We start from the raw sequence: 21,076 nt of genomic DNA, 5'->3' as shown, positions 1-21,076 counted from the left end.
GCGGCGCTCTGCTGAACTGCCATAGCGTCGGGCGTGCCCCATCCCCTGCAACCGCTCGTCACGGACGACGCCCCATCCCTGGCCGAGCGCGCCTATGAGCGGCTCTGCGAGGCGATCGTGGACGGCACGCTGCCGCCAGGCCGGAAGCTGTCGGAGCGCAGCCTTGCCGCCGCGCTCGCCATCTCCGCCCAGCCCATCCGCGAGGCGCTGCGACGGCTGGAGGGCGAGGGGCTGGTGGAGAGCCGCCCGCGCAGCGGAACCTTCGTTGCCGCCCCGGACGAGGGCCGGCTGCTGGAGATGGGCCTGATCCGCGCCTCCATGGAAGGCGTGGCCGCCGGCCTCGTCGCCCGCGGCGCCACGCCGGAGGGGCTGGCCGCCCTGCGGGACCGGCTGGAGGCGATCAGCGCCGCCACCGCGGCCGACGACCCGGACCGGCTGCTGGAAGCGAACGAGGCCTTCCACAGCACCCTGCACGCGATCACCGGCAATGCCCTGCTGATCCGCACGCTGCGCGCCCTCCGCGCCTATCACGTGATGAGCCGCGGCCGCGTGCTGGCCAGCCGGGCGGAGCGGGGGCTGGCAGAGGCGGAGCACGCCGCGATCCTCGGCTGCATCGAGGCCGGCGCGGCGGAACAGGCCGAGGCGCTGATGCGCGCCCATACCATGCGCTCGCTCGCCGTGGCCTTCCCGGGCGCCCTTCCCGGTGCCGGGCTGGACGGCGCGCGCCCAGCGGATGCGGCGCGTGACGAACGCGCCGAGCCTGATCCCGGGCGGCGTGCCGGTGGCACGGTGCGCGCGGCCAGCCCTGGTCGCACCTGCGCGGCGTGAACCCGGCGCCCTCGTCGCCGGCCACGACATGTTGGCGGCGCTCGGCGTCGTGACCGGAAAGGGCTTCTCCGCGCGGGTGAACGGCGGACCGTCCAAGATCGACGCAACACAGCCCGCTCCTTTGCCGCGGGGCCTTAAGCGGGCCCAGCAGCGGCGAGGCGGGGCCTCAGCCGAAGCGGCGGCGCATCGGCGGGCGGCGCGGCGGGGGCTTCGGCCCCATCACCACGTCGATCTCCGCCTTGGCCTGGTTCAGGAGGTCGATCAGCAGCGTCGAGTCACCCGCGGGCTCCACCACGCGCGGCTTTCCCAGGCGCGCGGGCGGGTGCACCACCACGGAATGCGTGCCGTTGCCGCGCTCCTCGATCTCCAGCACGTGCTGGCGGTAGTCGCGGGTGGAGACGATCGTCAGGCGGGGCATGAGACTGCGTAACGCAGGACGAGACTCAGGAACAGGCTTGACTCGCCGGTCATGCAGAAACCCTGTCCACCACAGGCATCCCGGCGAAGCGCGGCCCGCACTCGATCCCCGCAATCTCGCGCGCGATCTTCCGACGCACGGCACGATCAAAGGCGTCGAACCCTTCCGCCACAACGAGGAAAGCGCCGGGGCCGCCGATCACCTCCTCGCGGTAGTAGTCCTCCAGCGCGGCGGCTCCGTTGCCCGGGCCGGGCGCGCGGTCCAGCACGGCAAGGCCGTTGGTCACGATGCCCTCCTCCAGCATGCGGCTGCGCACCGTTTCCAGCCGGCGGCCGGAGTTGTTCATGCCGTCGCCGGAGATGTCCAGCACGCGCCGCGTGCCCTCGAAGCGTCCCTGGGCATAGAGCTGGAGCGAGTGTTCCATGGCGCCGGAAATGGATGTGTAGCTCCAGGTGCGGCGCGGCGCGGCGTCGATGGCGGCGGCGAAGCGCTCGGCCGATTCCTCGTCGCCGATCCGCATCCACGGCACCAGGTCCTCCTGGCTGTCGCTGTCGGACCAGGTGAAAAGCGTGCAGGAGATCGCGCCGATCCCGCCACCCTTGATGGAGCGGATCACCTCCGGGTCGCGGAAGGCGGCGGCATAGCCGCGCATCTGCGTCTCGTGCTCCTCCGCGTCGATGGAGCGGCTGACATCCACCGCGAGGATCAGTTCGACATCCACGGGCTCCGGCGCGGCGCTCGCGGCGCGGGCACTGCGGAGGATGGTTGGGGTGCAGAGCACCCCGGCGCCGGAAAGGCGCAGAAGTTGGCGTCGCTGCATCGGCTCCGTCCTTCAGGATGGGCCATGGCCGGCTGTTGTCTCCCGCTTCGGGAACGGGTTATTGTGCAATGCAGCATAAAGCGATCCGGGTGCAAGCGCCAGCCCTGCTGACGTTTTTTCAGGGCCGTTCACTTGCCCCCGGGAGCGCCACCGGTTCTGGCTGTCAGGTCCGTTTCGTCCTACGCAACGCTCCAACGGGTACTGCCCCGCCCAGTTGCAACGCCAGCTGACATACCGAGAAAGAGTGCCCAGCCAGCGCTTGCTCACACCATACGGAACAGCCCGCCCCAGTCCTGCACGCGCCGCGTGTCCACGCCCGCCAGGCGCAGACTGCCCCAGACGGCGGTCGCGATGGTGTCGTAGACCGGGACGCCCAGTTCCGCCTCCCAGGCGGCCGCGAGCGGTGCTGCGCGCAGGTTGGTGCAGATTACCGCCAGCGCCTCCGCCCCCTGCCCCGCCACGTCGCGGGCCATGCCCGTGAGCGTCTCCGCCTCCACCTCGGCGAATGAAAAGTTGTCCCGCAGTCCCAGGTGCCTCTCCCCGGCGCATCCATGGCCCAGGGCCGCGTAGTTCGCGACGATCCGCGCCTGCACATCGTCCGTGTACGGCGTGACGAGGCCCAGCCGCGCGACGCCCGTGGCCGCCAGCACCTCGTTCAGCGCCAGCATGGAGGTGGTGGCGGGAATGCCCGTGGCCGCCGTGATCCGCGCGCAGAGCCGGCGGTCCGCATCGAAGCCCAGCCAGCCGGAGGAGGTGCCGTTCCAGGCGATCACGTCCACCCTGGCTTGGGAGAGCAGTTCGGCGGCGGCCAGGATCGGCGCATCGTCGAACTGCGCCAGCGCGGTGTCGGAGAGCGCGATCTCCGTCACCCGGAAGCGTCCGAAATGGGCGGAAACCTCCTCCAGCCCCGCCAGCATGGCCGTCGTCACCGGCTCCAGCACGGTGTTGGAGGAGGGGGTGAGCATTCCCAGCCGGACGCGGCGCCTCACTCGTTTAGGCCGCGGCCGGGATAGGGGTGCGTGGCGGTCCAGTGGCGGGCGATGTCGATGCGCCGCGTCACCCAAACGTCCTGGTGCTTCCCGATATGGTCCAGCAGGCGCGCCAGCCCGGCGGCCCGGGCGGGGTGGCCGATCAGGCGCATGTGCAGCCCCACCGACATCATCTTCGGCGTCTTCGCGCCCTCGGCGTAGAGCGTGTCGAAGGCGTCGCGGATGAAGGAGAACCACTGGTCCCCCGTGCCCATCCAGCCCGCATACTTCCCGTCGTTGTTGGTCAGGGAATAGGGCACGACGAGGTGGCCCTTGCCCTCCACCGTCACCCACCAGGGCAGTTCGTCCGCGTAGGAATCGCTGTCATAGAGGAAGCCGCCCTCCTCCGCGACGAGGCGGCGCGTGTTCACGCTGGGTCCGTAGCGGCAGTACCAGCCATCCGGCCGGTGCCCGACCGTCTTTTCCAGGGAGGCGACGGCGCGGCGGATATGCTCGCGCTCCTCCTCCTCGCTCAGCTCGAAATGCTTCACCCAGCGCCAGCCGTGGCAGCACACGTCGTAGCCGGCCTCGCGGATCGCGGCCGCCGCCTCAGGGTTGCGCTCCAGCGCCAGGGCGCAGCCGAAGACCGTCATCGGCATGCCGCGTTCCTGGAACAGCCGCAGCAGGCGCCAGAAGCCGACGCGGGAGCCATACTCGAACATCCCCTCGGCCGCGAGGTCCCGACCCTTGGGGATCTGCCCCAGGCCCAGCGCCTCCGTCAGGCCGGATTCCGTGTAGCCCTCGCCGTCCTGGATCGAGGGCTCCGAGCCCTCCTCGTAGTTCATGACGAAGTTCACCGCGACGCGCGCGCCGCCCGGCCATTTCGGGTCTGGCGGGTTGGCGCCGTAGCCGCGGAAGTCGCGGCGCACCTCGTAAGCCATCAGGGCAACTCCAGGGTGAAGGGCGTCACGTCCACGAACTCCTCGTCGTCGGTCGTGCCGTCGAGCCACATGAACACGGCGAAGCGCGCGGCCCCGCCGACCACGGTGAAAGGGTGGTGCCAGACATCGGCGCCATAGGTCACGCCCTGCCCGGGTTCCGCCAGGAAGGCCCGCGCGCGCGCCATGTCCGGCCCGCCCGCCACCGCATGCGGCGCGACGAGCACGACGAAGCGCGCGGGATCCAGCGGCACGAAGCTCTGCGAGGAGAAGCGGTGCCGCTCCATCTGCCGCACCGTCAGCGGCGTGGCGGAGGGTTCCTTGTAGCTCAGGGATAGGCTCGGCCCGGCGCCGGGGCGATCTGTCCGCAGAGCCCCGTTGAAGAAGTGGCGCCCCGGCGCGTCGGGCAACTGCAGCACTTCGCCGAACGGCGCGAAGCCCTCCGGGGTCAGGGGTTCCAGGCGCATCAGCCGGCCATCCTCCGCACAAGCCCCACCGTCCGGTCCATCACCACCAGCAGCAGAAAAGCCACCGCCACCAGCACGCCGGAGGCGGCGGCCACGCGCACGTCCAGCGAGGATTCCATCATCCCCCACATGCGGATCGGCAGCATGTCGTTCTCGGCGGAGCCGAGAAAAAGCGAGACCGGCACGTTGTCCAGCGAGGAGATGAAAGCCAGGAAGGCCCCCGCCGCCACGCCGGGCATGATCAGCGGCAGCACCACGCGCCGGAAGGTCCGCCAGGGCGAGGCGCCGAGCGAGGCGGAGGCGTCCAGCAGCGTCGTGTCCAGCCCCGCCGCGCTGGCACCAACGGTGCGGAGCGCAAAGGGCGTCGCGATCATCGCGTGCCCCGCCACCAGCAGCCAGAAGGAGGGCGGCAGCCGCAGCCAGGAGAAGAACATGAGCGTCGCCAGCCCATAGGCGATGCCCGGCAGCACCAGCGGGGCCATGAACACCCCCTCCGCCGCGCGGGCCCAGCGCGCCCGGGCGCGCACGATGCCGAGCGAGGCAGCGGTGGCGAGCCCGGTGGAGAAGGCGGCCACGGTGACCGCCACCAGCAGGCTGTTCCCCGCCGCCTTGTGGATCTGGGCGGAACGCGCGGGATCGAACAGCGCCTCGTACCAGCGCAGCGTCAGCCCCGGCGGCGGGAAGCGCAGCGCCTGCGAGGTGGTGAAGGAGGTGACGAGCACCACGATCACCGGCCCGATCAGGATCAGCAGCGCCAGGAGGGCCAGCGCCAGGATGAGCAGCGCCAGGGGGCGGTCCGAGGGGGCGAGCAGCCTAGGCATCCGCAATCTTCCTTCCCAATGCGGACAGGGCGAGGACGACGATGATGACGGAGACCATCAGCGTCAGGGCCAGGGCCGCCGCCAGCGGCCAGTTGAAGACCACCATCGCCTGCTGCCAGACGAGATAGGGCAGATAGGCCAGCCGCCCGCCCCCGATCACGGATTGCGAGATGAAGGCTGTGGCCGCCGAGGCGAAGACCAGCGTGGCCCCCGCCAGCAGCCCCGGAAGCGCCATCGGCAGCACCACCTTACGCAAGGTGCGGAACAGCGAGGCGCCCAGTGCCGCGGAGGCGTCCAGCAGCGCCGGGTCGATCCGCCCCATGGAGGCGATCAGCGGCAGAAGCATCAGCGGCATCTCGATCTGCGTCAGCGCCAGGATCAGCCCATGCTCCGTCTGCAGCAGCGGCACGGGCCCGGCGGTGATGCCGGTGCCGACGAGGACGTTGTTGATCACCCCTTCCCGCCCGAGGATGGCGATCCAGGAAAATGTGCGCACCACCACGGAGGTGAGCAGCGGCAGCACCGCCGCCAGCAGGATCACCTTCTTCAGCCCCGGCCCTGCCGCAAGGTGCAGCAGCGCCAGCGGCACGGCCAGCACCACCGTCGCGATCACCGTCAGCCCGCCCAGCCGCAGCGTGTTCCAGGTGGCGCGCAGGTTGAACCCGTCCGCCACCACATCGGCCCAGGCCTGGTGGCTGAAGGCCACCAGGTTCTCGTCCGTCGCGAAGGAGGTCGCGGCCAGGATCAGCAGCGGCGCCAGGAAGAACAGGATCTGCGCGACGGCGAGCGGCAGGGCCAGCCGCCATGCCCCCCGCTCGTCCATCGGCCTACTTCGCCATCTCGCGGTTGAACCGGTCGATCCAGCGCGCGCGCAGCGGGTTGATCTTCGCCCAGTCGTGGGTGACGAACTTGGACAAGTCGGCGATGGAGCGCATCGGCACGTCGGGACCCGGCGTCACCTCCGTGTTGACTGGCACGAAGAAGAACGGCGCCTGGGCAAGCCCGGACTGCACCCCGGTGGAGATCATGGTGTCGATGTATTGGTAGGCCTGCTCCATGTTCTTCGCGCCCTTGGCGATGTGCATGGTGGTGCCGAAGGCCACGCCGCCCGTTTCCGGCAGGGCGAACTCGATATCCACGCCGCGGGACTTGAGCAGGCTCACCGTGTAGGTATTGGTGTACATCACGTCGATCTGCCCCTGCTGGAACAGGCCGGGCATAGCCGCGGGCTGCGCCACCGCCGCCACCTGCGGCAGGATCTTCCGCAGTTCCGTGAACAGCGGCTCCACATCGGTCTCCGATCCGCCGAAGACCTTCGCCATCTCGATCAGGGAGACGGTGCCGAAGGTGGTGCCGAAGCCTGTCAGCCCGAGGCGGGAGGCGTATTCCGGCTTGAACAGGTCGCGCCAGCCTGCGGGCTTGGGCAGCTTCTTCGGGTTGTAGGCGATGCCCACCACCTGCGCCGCCACGCCCGCGCCGTACTGGTCGGCATAGCCCGACGGCAGCTTCGCACGGTTGCTCAGCTTAGAGGCATCGAAGGGCTCGTAGAGGTTCAGGTCGATCCCCTGCACGCGCGGCCCGGGATCCAGCACGAAGACGTCGAAGGGCGCCACCCCGCGGGAGGCGCGGGCCTTCGCGATCTGGTCCACGGCGAAGAGCGGCTCGTAGGAGGCGTCCACATTGTGCGCCTGCTTCAGAGCGGGGGTGAGGACGGCGCGCAGCGCCTCGTCCCAGCCGCCAGGATAGACGGCGCCGGTCACGCTGCCCGCCGCGTAGGCGGCACGGGGCAGGAAGGGCAGCGCGGCGGCACCGAGGCCCGCGCCCAGCAGGGCACGGCGGTTGAGCGTGGTCATGCGAGGTCTCCGGCTGGGAAAAGGGTGGGGCGGGCCGCGGGCGAGAGCGCCACGCGCACGGGGCCGGGCGCGGGCGGCGCGCCGCGGCGGGATTCGTGCAGCTTCATCTCCGTGCTGCCCGCCTCCACGTCGTGCACGAGGGAGGGGCCGAGCGGCAGGGAAAGCCGCAGCCGCGCGGGCCAGGCGGCGGGATCGGGATCGCCGGCCTCGCGCAGCGCCAGATGCTCCGGCCGCGCGCAGAGGACCACGCGATCCCCCACCGCGAAGCCGCGCGGGCTCTCCACCGGCACCGTCGCGCCCACATCCAGCCGCACGCGGTATCCGGCGCCCTCCCGCGCCTCCACCCGGCCGTGCAGCGCGTTGGTGGTGCCGACGAAACCCGCGACGAAGGGCGTGCCGGGACGGTCGTACACCTCCGCCGGCGCCGCCACCTGCTCCACCCGGCCGCCGCGCATCACGGCCATGCGGTCGGCCATGCTCATCGCCTCGTCCTGGTCGTGCGTCACCAGCACCGCCGTCACGCCGAAGCGGCGCTGGATGCGCTTGATCTCCAGCTGCAGGTCCAGGCGCAGCGCGCGGTCCAGCGCGGCGAAGGGCTCGTCCAGCAGCAGGATGGCGGGCTCGATCGCCAGCGCGCGCGCCAGTGCCACGCGCTGCTGCTGCCCGCCGGAAAGGGCGCGCGGCCGGCGCTCCGCGAAGGCCTCCATCCGCACGGCGGCCAGCGCGGCCTCCACGCGGCGGACGACCTCGGCCTTCGGCATCCGCCGCGCCTCCAGCCCGTAGGCAACATTCTCTGCCACGGTCATATGCGGGAACAGGGCGTAGGACTGGAACACGATGCCCACGCCGCGCTTGCCGGGCGGCAGGTGGTCGATCGGGCTGCCATCCACCGTCACCCGCCCTGCATCCGGGCGGATGAAGCCCGCCACCGTCCGCAGCAGCGTCGTCTTGCCGCAGCCGGAGGGGCCAAGAAGCGCCAGGATCTCCCCTGGCTCCACGGTCAGGGAAACGCCGTCCACCGCGACCGACTGGCCGTAGCGCACGCGCACGCCGTCGATGTCCAGCCGGTGGCCGCGCGGCGTTGCGGGGCCGGCCGTGGTCTCGGCAGGGGAGGCGATCCGTTCGAGCATCGGAGCGGCCTTTGCAAGAGGCAGGCCATTCCGCGCGCCCACCTTGCCAGCGCCCCGCCCCCGCGCCAGGGATTCCGCATGACCCAGCCCATGCCCCCCGACCATCGCGACCTGCGCGGCTATGCCGGGCGCTGGCCGGACTTCCGCTGGCCCAATGGCGCCCGCCTCGCCGTTTCCGTGGTGGTCAACTTCGAGGAAGGCTCCGAGCAGCAGGTCGGCGACGGCGACCCGCGCAGCGAGGCGATGGGCGAGGTGATGAGCGTCGTCCCGCCAGGGGTGAGGGACCAGGGGCAGGAAGGCATCTTCGGCTACGGCCCGCGCGCAGGTCTCTGGCGCATGCTGCGCGCCCTGGACGATGCCGCCCTGCCCGCCACGATCTTCTTCTGCGGCCGCGCGGTGGAGCGGATCCCCGACCTGGCCCGCGAGGCCACGGCGCGCGGGCACGAGGCGGCGGTGCATGGCTGGCGCTGGCGCCCGCACGCGGATTACGCGACGCCGGAGGCCGAGGCCGCCGACCTGGACCGCTGCGTCGCGGCCATCCGCGCCGCCACGGGCGAAACGCCCAGCGGCTTCTTCTGCCGCGGAGGCGAGAGTCCCTGGACGCGCGACCTGCTGCGGCAGCGCGGCTTCCTCTATGCCTCCAACGCCTTCGACGACGACCTGCCGTATTACGATCGCGCCGGGGAAAAGCCGCTGCTGGTGGTGCCCTACGCGCTCGACACCAACGACATGAAGTTCTTCCACCCCAACGGCTTCGTCCGCGCGCGGGAGATGGTGGACTACGTGGCGGATGCCCTGGCGGTGCTGGAGGAGGAGGCGGAGGCCGGACACCCCCGCCTGCTCAACATCGGCTTCCACCTGCGCATCTGTGGCCGCCCCGCGCGCTTCCCCGCCTTCCGCGACACCCTGCGGATGCTCGCCGCGCGCGGCGACCGGATCTGGGTGGCGCGGCGGGACGCGATCGCGCGCGCCTTCGCCGCCGCCGTGCCTCCGGGTTGACCCGCGGCTAGAGCCGCCGCTCCGCGATCGGCGGCAGGAAGGCGTCCGTGTAGATGTCCGCCACCTTCAGCCGGTTCGGCAGGCCGTAGGCACCCTCCACCGCCTCGATCGCCTTCTGGAAGCGCGGCATGTCGGGGTTGGAGAGCCCGTTCTTCATCACGTGGTCCGAGATGACCTGCTGCTCCATGCTGATCGCCTGCCGCTCGGTCTCGATCGCCACATCCGTCAGCGGCTCCGCCTTCTTCAGCGCGGCGATGCTCTCCGCCCGGTTCCTGTTGGCGTAGATCAGCCCACGGAACAGGGCGCGCTGCGCGTTGCGGACCACCTCCGGGTTCTTCTCCGCGAAGGCCTTCGTCGTGATGTAGGCGGTGCCCAGCAGGTCCAGCCCGTGGTCGCGGTAGTACAGGATGTTCTGCTGCGGGAAGTCCAGCCCCAGCGCCTTCAGCGACATGCCGACGGAGGTGATGGCGCCCGTCACGCCGTCCGCCCGCTTCTGCACCAGCATCGGCTCGCGCAGCTCCGGGCTCACGCTCATCCAGTTCACTTTGCCCGCATCAACCCCGGCCATTTTCGCGAAGGCGGGGAAGAGCTGGCGGCCCGCATCGGATTCCGGCGCGGCGAGCGTCCGGCCCTCCAGGTCCTTCGGCGCCCTCACCCCGCCATCCGCGCGCGTCACGGCGCAGAGCAGGGAGCGGTCGCCCCAGATGCCGGTGACGACGAGGCCGGAATTCGGGTTCTCCGCCATGAACTTGATGACGGGATTGATGTCCGCCTGGCCCATGTCATAGGCGCCACCCGCAATATCCACGGGCACGCGGCCGGAGCCGAAGCCGCGATCCACCGTGGCGTCCAGCCCCACCTCGCGGAAATACCCCTTCTCCAGCGCCATGGTGGCGTAGGCGTTGGGCCCCTGCTTCGCCCAGTCCAGCGCGAAGCGCAGCTTCGGCATGGCCTGTGCTCGCGCAACATGGGGCCGGGCTAGGCCGCCGGCCGAGAGCGCCGCGGCCGCGGCCAGAAGGTGGCGGCGGGACGGATTCTGTTGCATGGAGGCCTCTCTTCCCGCCCCTGGGACATCCCGGCGGCGCCAGGCACCCGGCAGCAAGAACGGTGCCGGAAGGATCGGGTCCGCCACAGGCACCGGAGCGCGCAGCCATCGACCCCTGCCTCATCACGGCCGAAGCCCTGGTCCGGTACTACCGCCGCCGCATCCTCTCCCCGACGGAGGTGGCGCGGGCCGTGCTGGCGCGGATCGAACGGCTGAATCCGGCCCTCAACGCCATCATCACCCTCGACCCCGCGCGCGCGCTGGAGGCGGCGCGGGCCAGCGAGGCGCGCTGGGCCGCCGGGTGCCCGCTCTCCCCGCTGGACGGCGTGCCGCTGACGGTGAAGGACAACATCCCCGTCGCCGGGCTGCGCTGCACATGGGGCAGCACCACGCATCGCGATTTCGTCTCCGTGCGGGACGAGCTGCCCGTGGCGCGGCTCCGAGCGGCCGGTGCCGTGATCCTCGGGAAGACGAACGTCCCGGAGTTCACGCTGGAGGGCTACACGAGCAATGCCCTATTCGGCCCCACCGGCAATCCCTGGAACCCGGCGCTGACCCCCGGTGGGTCCAGCGGCGGGGCCGTCGCGGCGGTGGCCGCGGGGCTGGGCCCGATCGCCATCGGCACGGATGGCGGCGGCTCCATCCGCCGCCCGGCCTCGCACACCGGCCTCGTCGGCATGAAGCCCACCCCCGGCCGCGTGCCCCGCGCCGACGGGCTGCCGCCGATCCTGCTGGACCTGGAGGTGATCGGCCCCATCGCCCGCAGCGTCGGCGATGCCGCCATCCTCCTCTCCGTCATGGCCCCGCCGGACCCGGTGCGGGACCCCGCCTCCCGCGGCCTGCCCCCCTTCATGCCGCCCGAGGGGATGCCGCGTCTCCGCATCCGCTACGTCCCGCGCTTCGGGGACCACCCGGTTGATCCGGGCATCGCCGCATCCGTCGCCACCGCCGCGCAGCGCCTCTCCGCGCTGGGCCACGCGGTGGAGGAAGGCCCGCCGCCCTTCGACTTGGACGAGATCCTGCCCCTCTTCGGCGCCATCGGCGGGGCGGGTCTGGCCTGGCTGCTCTCCACCCTGCCGGGGAACCCCGATCCCCGCTCCCCCAACCTCCGCGCCATGGCGGAGGCCGGGCGCGCCATGCCGGCCGGGGCGCTGATGGCGGCGCTGGACACGATGGCCGCCTTCCGCCGGAGCATGGCCGCCTTCCTGACGACGGAGTGCGACGCCATCCTCACCCCTTCCGCCGCCGCCCTGCCCTGGCCGGCCGGGGAGGCCCATCCGCCAATGATCGACGGCCAGCCGGTCGGCCCGCGCGGCCACGCCGTCTTCACCAACTTCGCCAATCTCGGCGGCCTGCCCGCCCTCGCCCTGCCCTGCGATCCCGTGGATGGCCTGCCCTGCGGCTTCCAGCTCGTTGGCCCGCCAGGGTCCGACGCGGTGCTGATGTCGGTGGGGGCGGAGTACGAGCAGGCCCACCCCTGGGCGGAGCGCTGGCCTTCCCTGGCGTAACGTGGCCCGCCTCTTGCCCGGCACGGCGGGCCACCACCGGAGCCGCCCGTGCCGCGCCTCACCCTCCACCGCCTGTCCATGGCGCATCCCGGCGACGTCTCCGCCCTCGCCACCCTGATCGCGGATGGGATCGTCCCCGCCGCCTCCATCCGCGCCGTGATCGGCAAGACCGAGGGCAATGGCGGGCTGAACGACTTCACCCGCGGCTTTTTCAGCCAGTCCCTGATGCATCTGCTCGCGCGGGAGACGGGTGAAGCGGCGGAGGAGCTGGCCGGACGCATCCCCTGCGTGCTCTCCGGCGGCACGGAAGGGGTCCTGTCCCCCCACTACATCGTCTTCACGGAGGAGGAGGGCGCCGGCGAGGCGGGCCTGGCCATCGGCACCGCCTTCGGCCCGCCCGTCGCGCCCGGGGACGTGGGCAACGACGCCCAGATCGCCCGCGTGGCCGATGCGGTGCGCGCGGCGGTGGCGGATGCGGGCATCGCCGACCTCGCCGATGTCGCCCTGGTGCAGGTGAAGTCCCCCGCGGGCGGCCCCGGCCTGCTGCTGCACTCCGTCGCGGGCGGCACCATGGGCGCGGCCCTCGCCCTGGGCGACGTGCCGGCGGAGGAGGCACGCGGCCCCGCCCTGCTGGAACGCACGGACCTTTTCTCCCCGCGCGTCAGCGCCTCCGCCGGGGTGGAGGTGACGCGGGACGAGGTGGTGGTGCTCGGCACCGCCCGGGGTTGGGCGCCGGGGCTGCGCATGGCCGTGCGCCCCATGGCCGACGCGCTGGACCTGCGCGCCGTGCAGGCCGCCTTCCGCGCCGCGGGGCTGGAGGCGGATCCGGACGTGCCGGAAGCGCAGCGCCCGCGCATCCGCGCGATCCTGGCGAAGGCCGAGCCGGACCGGAGCCTGTCCATCCGCGGCCAGCGTCACACCATGCTCGGCGACACGGATATCGACGCGCAGCGCCACCTGCGCGGGGCGGTCGGCGCCATCATCGCCGCCGTGGCCGGGGATGGGCGCGTCTTCGTCTCCGGCGGCGCGGCCCATCAGGGCCCGCCCGGCGGCGGTCTGGTGGCCGTGATCGCGGCGGAGGAGGCGTGATGCGGATCGGGATCATCGGAAGCGGCGTGGCCGGCTCCCTCCTCGCGGAAGGCCTTCTCGGCACCCCCGGCCTGGACGTCTCGGTCTTCGAGCGCGCGGCGGCGGGCGAGCACGCGGAGGCCGGCACCGGCCTCAACCTCGGCCCCAACGCGCTGAAGGCGCTGCGCCTGCACAACCCCGCCCGCCACGCGGCGCTGCGGGAAGCCTCCCTGCCCTGGCGCCGCTGGATCGTGGAGCTCTGCGACGGCACGCCCCTGCTGGACCTCGACATGCTGGAGGTGGCGGATGAGCCGGGCGTCCGCATCCGCTGGTCCGAGCTCTACCGGCTGCTCCGCGCCCCCATCGCCCCCGCCATCCGCCAGGGACACGCGCTGGAGGCGTTGGAGGAGGACGCCGCCGGCCGCCTCGTCCCCGTCTTCCGCACCCCGGACGGCGCCCTGGCCCGGCACGGCGGCTTCGACCTGCTGGTGGGCGGCGACGGACGCTACTCCCGCCTGCGCGCGCTGACGGCAGGGGAACCACCCTCCGTTCAACTCGGCGTCTGCATCTGGCGCATGCTGGTGGAGAGGGCCGACACCTGTCCATTCGACGATTACGGCCAGTGGTTCGAGGGGCCGAACCGCCTCCTCGCCTTCCAGGTGCCGGGGAACGCCACCTACGTCGCCGGCGCCTTCCCGCTGGACGGAAGCGGGAGCATCCCGGCGGAGGCCCGGACCGCCGCCTTCCAGCGCGCCCTCTTCACCCCCGCCCATGGCGCGCCCAGCCCCGCCGTGGCCTGGATGCTGGACCGGATCGAGGCCGGCATCGACAGCATCCACTGGGCCCGGATGCAGGAAGCCCCGGTGCTGCGCCACGGCGCCGCTGGCCGGGCGCTGTTCCTCGGCGATGCCGCGCAGGCCATGGTGCCCACCCTCGGACAGGGCGCGACCCAGGCGGTGGAGGACGGGGTGCTGGCCGCCGCCGTGCTGCGCACGGGCGGCGGCGCCGCGGAGGTGGCGGCGCTGCGCGATCCGCGGCTGGATTACGTGCGCGGCCTCTCGCAGGAGGCGAGCGACACCGTCCTCGGCACCGATCCCGTCTCCGGCACGCGGAAGAAAGGGGAGGCGCCCTTTCTGGAGAAGCTGCGCCGCCTCTACAGGGACGTGCCAGCGGCGGTGTGATCGTGGGTGGCCCCAAGGGGCTCCGCCCCTTGGATCCCCGCCAAGAGCCTGAGGCCCTTGGAACCCCTTATGGCTGCCGCGGGACTGACCTGAGCTGTTTGCGCCCTCTCCGATCGAGCAGATCCTGCCCCCGCAGTCGCCTCGGCTCGTAGAGCCGAGGCGCAACTCAGCGGGGCAAGAACAAAACCCAGAAAAAGATGATGGTGAGGGGTCCGGGGAGAGGAAGAATTCCTTCTTTCTCTCCCCGGGACAGACCGTCGCCAGAGGATCAGAGCAATAGCGCGGGAACCAGCAAGCGGTTCTCCAGATAGGCCACCCGATCCCCCGGTTCCCCGGCCCGCATCAGCGCCACGGAAACGACGCCCGTTCCCACGCGGGTTCCATCCTCCAGCTCACCGCCGGGGATGCTCTCCAGCACGACCTGAAGGGCTGGGTCGCCGGGGCCGATCTCCAGCGCCACCTCGCCCTCCCTTTCCGCCCGACGCTCCACCATCACGGCAGCGGCGCCCTTGCGGCCAAGCGTCACGCGGACCACCCCCTCCGCCCCTGGCGGCGAGCGGAGCGAGACGACCACGCGGGCCGGTCCCTCGAACGGTGCGGGAACGGCCAGCGCGGCGCGGCCGGGACGGGTCCAGGCGCCCCATTCCTCCGGCGGGAGCCAGCCTCCGCCCTCCGGCACGGCGGCGGCCCGCGCCAACCCGGCATGCGGCCCGGGCGAGCCGGCATGGCCGAGGCGAATGGCGTAGGCGAGCGGCAGGGGTGGCGCCGGGTCCTGCGGCTCCCGCGACAGGCGGCGGGCGCCCGCCAGCATCTCCTCGGCGATCTCCGCCCAGGGGCGCAGCCCGCCATGGCTGGGGATCCGGGCGGCGGCCGCGGCCAGGCGCGCCGGATCGGCGAGCAGGCCTTCCACCACGGTGGCCAGATCATCCGCGCTGCCTGGGGTGAAGAACACGGCGCCGTTGCGGCCGCTCTCCATCAGGGAGGGGATTTCCGACACCACGGGCACGCGCCGGTGAAGGAGCGATTCCGAGACGGGTAGCCCCCATCCCTCGTGCCGGCTGGGATAGAGGGTGAAGAGGCAGCCCCGGTAGAGGCGGCCCAGCGCCGCGTCGTCCAGATCGTGCAGCGGCGTCACCCGCTCCGCCAGGGCGGGGTCGGCGGCCAGGGCGGCGAAGACCGGTTCGTCCCCCTCTGCCCGTCGCCCGGCGAAGACGAGGCGCGGCGTGCCCGCGGGCCCGCGCCGGTCCAGCAGCATCCGCCAGGCAGCGAGCGCCAGGAGATGACCCTTCCGCGGCTCCAGGCTGGAGACGAGGAGGACGAAGGGCTCGTCCGGAAGGTCCGGATGGGCGGCGCCGCGCGGGGCGGCGACGGGGCGCGGTGCCTCCCGCAGGATCGGCAGGCGGCCGAGGCGGCGCGCCGGTGCCTGGGTCGTGGCGGGGGCCTCCTCGGGCTCCTCCAGCGCGGGATCGTAGCCGTCCGGCGTGACGACGAGGACGGGCGGCGCCGGCCAGTCCGGCAGATGGCGCGCCATCAGCCGGCGGTATTCCGCCGCGGTCGCGTGGGACACGGCGAGGACGCCGTCCGCCAGCACCGGCAGGGTGGAGAACCAGCGCCCGAACTCCGCCCGCACCGCCGGCCCGGCGAGGTCCGGGAGCACGAGCGGCCCGCAATCGTGCAGCAGCGGCACGTGGCGGGCCCCGGCGGCACGGGCGGCGCGCAGCGCGGTGGCGTAGCGCGGCAGCCACCAGGCCGTGCCGGGCATCAGGATCAGCGTGCCCGGCCCGGGCTTCAGGGCCGGGCCGGTGCGGCGCCATTCCGCCAGCACCGCCAGTGTGTCGCGCCAGGCTGGCTCCTCGGCATCGGCGCCGCTGCGGGAAAGGTCGTGCAGGCGCCGGAACAGGGGCGTCGGCAGCACCCGCCAGCCGTCCTCCTCCGGGTGCATGGCACAGAGCGTCGCCTGCCCCGCCAACGCCGACGCCACCTCCGCCTGCACGCGCTGGATGCCGCTGGGCGCCCGGCGATGGAAGAACCAGGAGACGAGGTCGGAGAGGTCCAGCACCGGCCCGCCCGCGCGCGGGGCCGGCAGGTGGGAGAGGGCCGTGCGCCATTCCGTCCAGGCGGCCGTCTGATGGGGGTCCAGCAGCAGGGCGCGGCCATAGGCCTCGGCCGCCGCCTCCCGCCGGCCCAGCAGCTTCAGCGCGTGGCCGATCTGCAGGTGGATGTCCGGGTCACCTGGCTCCATTGCCTCCGCGCGGCGGTAGAGGTCCAGGGCGCCGCCGGGATCGCCATCCTCCTTCAGGCAGTGGCCGCGCTGGACGAGGATGCCGCGATCTTCCGGGCGCAGGCGAAGATAGGCGCCATAGGCCTCAGCGGCCTCTGCCCAGCGGCGGGAGTCCCGCGCCGCATCGCCCCGGGCCAGCAGCGCGCCCGCATCCCCGGCCCCTTCGCCCCGCTTCTCCGGCAATCCTTCGTTCCCCTTCCGGCACGCCGGGGAACATGCCGCGCCGGGTGCGGCAAGGCCAGGGTGGCACCACGGGCCGTGCGTTTGGCTGGCGGGGATCATCGTCTATAGGGTCGCTCCGATGCGCCCCAGAATCCTGATCGACGGCTTCAACCTCGCCCTGGAGCACGGCACCGGCGTCTCGACCTATGCCCGGAATCTCTCGTACCGGCTGGGCGCCGCGGGGGCGGAGGTGGAGGTTCTCTACGGACGCCACGTGAACCCGAAGTGGAGCGACCTGATCCGCGAGATCGCCTTCTTCGACGATCCGGGGATCGAGCGGATGACCCTCGGGCGCCGCGTGCGACGCTTCCGGCGGACGCTCGCGGCCGGTTTCGGCGAGACCGCCTCGCACATTCCCGTGACCGGCCAGGTGGTGGCCGACACCTATGCCGGGCGCATGCCGCATTTCGACCGGCTGTGGAACATCGAGGACGTGTTCAACCGCGCCCACAACCGCTTCAAGATGTTCCCGGGCACCGTGCCCATCAGCACCGGCGGCAAGACGCCGGCCGTGGCGCACTGGACCTATCCGCTGCCCATGCGCATGCCAGGGGCGAAGAACATCTACACCTTCCACGACCTGGTGCCGCTGCGCCTGCCCTTCACGACGCTGGACCACAAGCGCCGCTACTTCCGCCTGTGCCGGATGCTGATGCAGCAGGCCGATCACATCGTGACGGTGAGCGAGACCTCCCGCCGGGACGTCATCAACCTGCTCGGCGCGCCCGAGGACAAGGTGACGAACACCTACCAGTCCGTGGAACTGCCCGCATCGCTCGCCAACAAGCCGGAGGACCAGGCGCGGGACGAGATCCGCGGTGCCTTCGGGCTGGAGTGGAAGGGCTACCACCTGTTCTTCGGCGCCATCGAGCCGAAGAAGAACCTGGGCCGGCTGATCGAGGCGCACCTCGTCTCCGGCATCAAGACGCCGCTGGTGATCCTGGGCAAGCAGGCCTGGAAGAGCGACCAGGAGATGCGGCTGCTCTTCGAGGACCACCAGCGCTGGATGACCCAGCAGGGCGAGCAGAAGCTGACCCAGCGAAAGCTGCGGGAGCAGATCATCCTGCTGGACTACGCGCCCTTCCGGCTGCTCGTCTCCGTCATCCGCGGCGCGAAATCCGTGTTCTTCCCCTCCCTCTACGAGGGGTTCGGCCTGCCGGCGCTGGAGGCGATGAGCCTCGGAACGCCCGTGCTGACCTCCAACACCTCCTCCCTGCCGGAGGTGGTGGGGGACGCGGCGGTGAAGGTGAATCCCTACGACATCCGCGCCATGGTGGAGGGGATCCGCGCCCTGGATTCCGACGAGGAGCTGCGCGAGCACCTCTCCTGGGCCGGGCAGCGCCGGGCCGCGACCTTCAGCGCCGCCGCCTATGAGGCGCGGCTGGCCGAGCTCTACGCCCGGCTGGGGGTGAAGCTGGAGCCCGGCGTGAACGAGGTGCGGATGGGGGCGTGAACCGGCCGGGGCTTGGACTCCGCCACGCCCCCCGCTAACACGCCCCACCTTTCCGCCCGCCCCCTTCTGCCGCCAACGAGGCCCGCCATGACCGACACCCTGCCCGACCGCCTCTCCGCCGATCCCGCCAGCCCCTTCTTCGACCAGTCGCTCCTGGAGCGCGGCGTGGGCGTGCGCTTCAAGGGCGTGGAGAAGAACAATGTGGAGGAGTACTGCGTCAGCGAGGGCTGGGTGCGGCTCTCCGTCGGCAAGGCCGTGGACCGCAAGGGCAAACCGATGACGATGAAGCTCCAGGGCAAGGTGGAGCCTTACCTCCGCGAGCCGGCCGCCACGGAGGAGGAGGCGGCGCCGGAAGCCTGATCAGACCGGCCGCACCCGCGGGTCCGCCGCCAGTTCCATCAGGTCCAGCTCCTCCTCCAGCACGTGGAAGGCATCGTCGCCGATGGTGCCGTCCTGCCGCAGGGCTTCCAGCACGTCCCGCGCCGCCTCCACCGCGCGGCCCTGAAGCGCCGCCGTGCCGTCCGGCGCCGGCGCCTCGATCCCCTCCTCGTCCAGCTTCGCGCGGGCCTTCATCTCCCGCAGGAGGGAGTCCCGTGCCGACGAGGCGGGCGTCTCCTCCAGGGCGCGCATGGCGGCCTTGGAGGTCTTCAGCCGGGCCAGCCGCACCTCCGCCTCCACCGTGTCGTCCTCCGACAGGCCGAGGCGCCGCAGCAACGGGCCGATGGTGCTGCCCTGGACCACGAGCGTGACGAGCACCACGCAGACGGCGGCGAAAACGATCGGGTCCCGGAAGGGGAAATCCTCCGGCAGCGCCAGGGCCGTGGCGAGGGTGACGATGCCCCGCATCCCCGACCAGGAGATGAGGAGCCCGCCCCCCACCGTCGGCGCCGGCAGGGGCCGGCCGCGGGGCGCGTAGGGGCCGAAGCGCCGCATCGCGAGGCGGGCGACGGCGTTGTAGGCCATCACCCAGCCCAGCCGGGCCAGGATCACCGCCAGGCAGGTGCCGGCGGCCAGCAGCGCCACCCCCTCCCACGCCCCGTCCAGGCGCCCGAGGATGACGCGCATCTCCAGCCCGATGAGCAGGAAGGCCAGGGCGTTCAGCACGAAGACCGCTACCTCCCACACCGCGTAGGATGCGATGCGGCGCCGGGCCCCGGTGCTGCGCGGGGCGTGGCGGGCCAGGGTCATGCCGTAGGCCACCACCGTGATGATGGCCGAGACGTGCAGCGCCTCCGCCAGGATCCAGACGCCGAAGGTGCCGAGGAACTGCAGGATCACGCTGATCGGCATCTCCAGCGAGACCCGGCGGGTGAAGGCGAAGTAGAGCCGCGCGGCCGCCCATCCCAGCGCCGCGCCGCCCACCGCCGTCACCAGCAGCATCGGTACCGCGCTGGCCAGCGAGAAGCTCCCCGTGGCCGCGGCTGCCAGCGCCAGGCGGAAGACCAGCAGGGCGCTGGCGTCGTTGAACAGGCTCTCCCCCTCCAGGATCACCATGATCCGGTGGGGCGGGTTGAGCCGCCGCAGCACCGCGGTGGCGGCCGCGGCATCGGGCGGTGCGACGATGGCCCCGAGCGCGATGGCGGCCGCCCAGGGGATTTCCGGCAGAACCCAGCGGGCGACCACGGCCACGGCGGCAATGGTGATGCCCACCGCCACCAGGGCAAGGGTGGCGACGGGAACCAGGTTGTCCCGCAGGTCCCGGGGGGACGCATCGAAGGCCGCGTCCAGCAGAACGGGGGCGACGAAGAGGGCCAGCGCCAGCTGCGGGTCGATCGTGACCAGCGGCACGCCGGGGATGAAGGCGGCCGCCAGCCCGCCGAGGGCCAGCAGGGCGGGAGCGGGCACCTTCAGGCGATGGGCCAAGGCCGTGAGCAGGGCCGCCGCCAGGAGAAGGCCGATGATGGTTTCGAAAAGCGCCATTCACGCAGGGTAAGGGGCCGGACGGCCCGGACGAAAGCGGGGCGGGCGGGACGTCCTTGACTTCCAGCGATGCGGAAGCCGAGCCTTGCCCCAAGGCGCCCGCTCAAGGGACCGGAGAGGACGTTCCATGAGGGATTGCACCGCGCACGGCTCCCTGCGCGCCTCCTTGGCTGCCTCGCAGCCCGGCTTCGGCCGCCGCGCCCTGCTCGCCGCCGCCCCATCGGCCGCCCTGGCCGGCGCTCCGGCCGCCGCGCAGGACTATCCCACCCGCCCGATCCGCATCCTCGTCGGCTTCACCGCCGGCGGCAGCGCGGACATCATGGCGCGCGACATCGGCCAGCAGCTTTCCACGGCCTGGGGGCAGCCGGTTGTGGTGGAGAACCGCAGCGGCGCCAACGGCACCATCGCCACCCAGGCCATGATCGGGGCGCCGCCCGATGGCTACACGCTGCTGATGACGGTCTCCTCCCATGTCACGAACCCCCGCCTCTATCCCGGGGTGGACTACGACCCCGTGCGGGATGTCTCGCCCGTCACCCTCGTCGCCTCCTCGCCGCTGGTCATCCTGGCGCATCCGCGCTTCGCCGCCGGTGACATGAAGGCCGCGATCGAGGCGGCGCGCGCGAAGCCCGGCACCGTCACCTACTCATCGCCCGGCACCGGATCGGTCCAGCACCTGTCCATGGAGCTGATGAACGGGCTCGCGGGGATCGGGATGGTCCATGTCCCCTATCGCGGCGGCGCCAATGCGCTGACGGACCTGCTGAGCGGCCAGGTGCAGCTCAGCATCCTCTCCATCGTCCAGGCGCTGCCGCTGATCCGGCAGGGGCAGGTCAAGGCGCTGGCCGTCACCACGCCCGCCCGCGCCGCCTCCCTGCCCGAGGTGCCGACCCTCGAGGAGGCCGGGGTGCAAGGCTACGATTCCTCCCTCTGGTTCGCCCTGCTGGCGCCGCCGCGCACCCCCGCGCCGATCGTCCACCGGCTGAACGGAGAGGTGACGCGCATGCTCCACACCCCGGAGATGCGCACTCGGCTCACAGCCCAGGGCGCCGACCCGATCGGCGGCACGGAGGAGGAGCTGGCGGCCTTCCTGCGGGCCGAGGACGCGAAATGGGCGGAGGTGATCCGGCGGGCCAATGTCCGCCCGGAGTAGCGG

The 21,076-nt window shown here is 72.3% G+C and carries 20 protein-coding genes; 8 read left to right on the top strand and 12 right to left on the bottom strand.

The features are described 5' to 3' along the window. The first annotated feature begins 33 nt into the window (after positions 1 to 33). Complete coding sequence (locus tag J5Y10_RS01240; RefSeq protein WP_209369862.1) at positions 34 to 828, top strand: GntR family transcriptional regulator; 795 nt, start codon at positions 34 to 36, stop codon at positions 826 to 828. 166 nt (positions 829 to 994) lie between these two features. Here J5Y10_RS01240 and J5Y10_RS01235 read toward each other — a convergent pair whose 3' ends face one another. The 9 genes from J5Y10_RS01235 to J5Y10_RS01195 form a co-directional block, all read right to left on the bottom strand. Beyond that, a complete protein-coding gene (locus J5Y10_RS01235; protein WP_209369861.1) occupies positions 995 to 1,246 on the bottom strand; it encodes a hypothetical protein in 252 nt (83 codons plus the stop codon). A gap of 49 nt (positions 1,247 to 1,295) precedes the next feature. Next, positions 1,296 to 2,066 (bottom strand): DUF1194 domain-containing protein, encoded by a 771-nt coding sequence (locus J5Y10_RS01230; RefSeq protein ID WP_209369860.1) that lies wholly within the window; start codon positions 2,064 to 2,066, stop codon positions 1,296 to 1,298. Positions 2,067 to 2,329: 263 nt separating this feature from the next. Further along, positions 2,330 to 3,055 carry a maleate cis-trans isomerase family protein gene (locus J5Y10_RS01225; protein ID WP_209369859.1) on the bottom strand — a complete coding sequence of 242 codons (726 nt, stop codon included), beginning with the start codon at positions 3,053 to 3,055 and terminating at the stop codon, positions 2,330 to 2,332. Beyond that, positions 3,052 to 3,975: a polysaccharide deacetylase family protein gene (locus J5Y10_RS01220; RefSeq protein ID WP_209369858.1), complete on the bottom strand. Its 924-nt coding sequence runs from the start codon at positions 3,973 to 3,975 to the stop codon at positions 3,052 to 3,054. The genes J5Y10_RS01225 and J5Y10_RS01220 overlap by 4 nt, the downstream gene beginning before the upstream one ends. Continuing rightward, on the bottom strand, positions 3,975 to 4,439 hold the full coding sequence (locus tag J5Y10_RS01215) for an ureidoglycolate lyase (RefSeq protein ID WP_209369857.1): 465 nt from the start codon (positions 4,437 to 4,439) through the stop codon (positions 3,975 to 3,977). Before J5Y10_RS01215 ends, J5Y10_RS01220 begins: the two co-directional genes overlap by 1 nt. Beyond that, the gene (locus tag J5Y10_RS01210) at positions 4,439 to 5,260 is read right to left on the bottom strand and encodes an ABC transporter permease (protein WP_209369856.1); all 822 of its coding nucleotides are present in this window, start codon (positions 5,258 to 5,260) and stop codon (positions 4,439 to 4,441) included. The genes J5Y10_RS01215 and J5Y10_RS01210 overlap by 1 nt, the downstream gene beginning before the upstream one ends. After that, the gene (locus J5Y10_RS01205; RefSeq protein ID WP_209369855.1) at positions 5,253 to 6,083 is read right to left on the bottom strand and encodes an ABC transporter permease; all 831 of its coding nucleotides are present in this window, start codon (positions 6,081 to 6,083) and stop codon (positions 5,253 to 5,255) included. Before J5Y10_RS01205 ends, J5Y10_RS01210 begins: the two co-directional genes overlap by 8 nt. A 4-nt stretch (positions 6,084 to 6,087) precedes the next feature. Beyond that, positions 6,088 to 7,113: an extracellular solute-binding protein gene (locus J5Y10_RS01200; protein WP_209369854.1), complete on the bottom strand. Its 1,026-nt coding sequence runs from the start codon at positions 7,111 to 7,113 to the stop codon at positions 6,088 to 6,090. Further along, positions 7,110 to 8,243: an ABC transporter ATP-binding protein gene (locus J5Y10_RS01195; protein ID WP_209369853.1), complete on the bottom strand. Its 1,134-nt coding sequence runs from the start codon at positions 8,241 to 8,243 to the stop codon at positions 7,110 to 7,112. The genes J5Y10_RS01200 and J5Y10_RS01195 overlap by 4 nt, the downstream gene beginning before the upstream one ends. A gap of 78 nt (positions 8,244 to 8,321) precedes the next feature. On the opposite strand from J5Y10_RS01195, the gene J5Y10_RS01190 reads away from it, so the two are divergent. Then, positions 8,322 to 9,242 (top strand): polysaccharide deacetylase family protein, encoded by a 921-nt coding sequence (locus tag J5Y10_RS01190; RefSeq protein ID WP_245214175.1) that lies wholly within the window; start codon positions 8,322 to 8,324, stop codon positions 9,240 to 9,242. Between the two features lie 7 nt (positions 9,243 to 9,249). Here the strand turns inward: J5Y10_RS01190 and J5Y10_RS01185 are convergent, their stop codons facing one another. Then, entirely contained in the window at positions 9,250 to 10,287 is a 1,038-nt protein-coding gene (locus tag J5Y10_RS01185; RefSeq protein ID WP_209369852.1) for an ABC transporter substrate-binding protein, read from the bottom strand. 62 nt (positions 10,288 to 10,349) lie between these two features. Here J5Y10_RS01185 and J5Y10_RS01180 point away from each other — a divergent pair, with 62 nt between their 5' ends. From J5Y10_RS01180 to J5Y10_RS01170, 3 genes are read left to right on the top strand one after another with little or no spacing between them, the layout of a single operon-like run. Then, positions 10,350 to 11,795: an amidase gene (locus tag J5Y10_RS01180; RefSeq protein WP_209369851.1), complete on the top strand. Its 1,446-nt coding sequence runs from the start codon at positions 10,350 to 10,352 to the stop codon at positions 11,793 to 11,795. Positions 11,796 to 11,843: 48 nt separating this feature from the next. Continuing rightward, a complete protein-coding gene (locus J5Y10_RS01175; protein ID WP_209369850.1) occupies positions 11,844 to 12,884 on the top strand; it encodes a ring-opening amidohydrolase in 1,041 nt (346 codons plus the stop codon). After that, a complete protein-coding gene (locus J5Y10_RS01170) occupies positions 12,884 to 14,044 on the top strand; it encodes a flavin-dependent monooxygenase (RefSeq protein ID WP_209369849.1) in 1,161 nt (386 codons plus the stop codon). The genes J5Y10_RS01175 and J5Y10_RS01170 overlap by 1 nt, the downstream gene beginning before the upstream one ends. Before the next feature lie 268 nt (positions 14,045 to 14,312). Here J5Y10_RS01170 and J5Y10_RS01165 read toward each other — a convergent pair whose 3' ends face one another. Then, on the bottom strand, positions 14,313 to 16,508 hold the full coding sequence (locus J5Y10_RS01165) for a glycosyltransferase (protein WP_209369848.1): 2,196 nt from the start codon (positions 16,506 to 16,508) through the stop codon (positions 14,313 to 14,315). Positions 16,509 to 16,626: 118 nt separating this feature from the next. Between J5Y10_RS01165 and J5Y10_RS01160 the strand changes: the two genes are divergently transcribed. Further along, positions 16,627 to 18,000 carry a glycosyltransferase family 4 protein gene (locus tag J5Y10_RS01160; RefSeq protein ID WP_209369847.1) on the top strand — a complete coding sequence of 458 codons (1,374 nt, stop codon included), beginning with the start codon at positions 16,627 to 16,629 and terminating at the stop codon, positions 17,998 to 18,000. An 87-nt stretch (positions 18,001 to 18,087) separates the two neighbouring features. Continuing rightward, positions 18,088 to 18,360, top strand: a complete 273-nt coding sequence (locus J5Y10_RS01155; RefSeq protein WP_209369846.1) for a DUF3297 family protein — start codon at positions 18,088 to 18,090, stop codon at positions 18,358 to 18,360. Here the strand turns inward: J5Y10_RS01155 and J5Y10_RS01150 are convergent, their stop codons facing one another. Then, a complete protein-coding gene (locus tag J5Y10_RS01150) occupies positions 18,361 to 19,920 on the bottom strand; it encodes a cation:proton antiporter (RefSeq protein ID WP_209369845.1) in 1,560 nt (519 codons plus the stop codon). A 127-nt stretch (positions 19,921 to 20,047) separates the two neighbouring features. Between J5Y10_RS01150 and J5Y10_RS01145 the strand changes: the two genes are divergently transcribed. Beyond that, positions 20,048 to 21,073, top strand: coding sequence for a tripartite tricarboxylate transporter substrate binding protein (locus tag J5Y10_RS01145; RefSeq protein WP_209369844.1), 1,026 nt, complete (start codon positions 20,048 to 20,050; stop codon positions 21,071 to 21,073). Positions 21,074 to 21,076 lie beyond the last annotated feature (3 nt).

This window comes from Roseomonas indoligenes (assembly GCF_017813365.1).
GTDB classification, from domain to species: Bacteria; Pseudomonadota; Alphaproteobacteria; order Acetobacterales; family Acetobacteraceae; genus Roseomonas; species Roseomonas indoligenes.
This window is presented reverse-complemented; position numbering and strand designations above follow the sequence as displayed.